Genomic DNA, 744 nt, shown 5'->3' with positions numbered 1-744 from the left:
GTACTCTTCCCCTCCCCCGTCACCTTCGTTCACCTCCCGGCCCAGCCGCTGCCCGCCCCCCGGCAGGCCCCGGTACCGCGCCCGCGCATGCTTCGCGCGCATCCCCGGCGCGGCCCGCCCGCCATCGTGTGAAGCCCGTTGTGCGGCCACCGGCTGCCACACAATAACCTGCAGTCCCGTTCACCGGAACGCCTGCGCTACATTTTTCGAAGGAAACCACGATGAAACCACGATCCACGTTCAGGTCCCGGCTCCGGCTGACAGCCGTCGCAGCTCTGCTGCTGCCGGCGGCCCTGACAGCATCCCCCGCCCTGGCCCACGACGCCCTGTCCTCGACCACTCCGGCCCGCGACAGTGTTGTCACAACCGCACCGGAAACGGTATCGCTGACCCTCACCCAGCCCCCCACCGATTCTGCGTCCCTGAACCTGAGCATCATCACCGTCACAGACGGCGCCGGAGCCACCGTCAGCGACGGCACCGTAAGTGTGGAAGGGCCGACGCTGTCCACCAAGACTGCCGCGGGAAGCCCCGGCACCTACACCGTGCTGTGGCGGGCCGTGTCCTCCGATGGGCATCCCATCGAAGGCAACTACACCTTCACCGTCCAGGCGCCGGCGGCTACACCTGCACCCGCAGTCTCCCCCACTGCGTCGGTGCAGGCAACGACACCCTCAGCAGCCCCGCAGGCGACAGACAGCGCGGTTCCGCCCGCACCACGGCCCAACAATGACAACGCACCGC

General features: G+C 68.7%; 1 protein-coding gene. It reads left to right on the top strand.

The window, feature by feature from the left end:
• Window positions 1-221: 221 nt before the first annotated feature.
• Window positions 222-744: copper resistance CopC family protein (locus M8J71_RS23180; protein ID WP_256250172.1), on the top strand; the 523-nt coding region annotated here is incomplete at its 3' end.

The sequence above is a fragment of the Pseudarthrobacter sp. R1 genome (genome assembly GCF_024494415.1).
In the GTDB taxonomy this organism is placed as follows: Bacteria; Actinomycetota; Actinomycetes; order Actinomycetales; family Micrococcaceae; genus Arthrobacter.
Note: the sequence above shows the minus strand (reverse complement) of the source record. Positions and strands in the feature narration are given on the sequence as shown.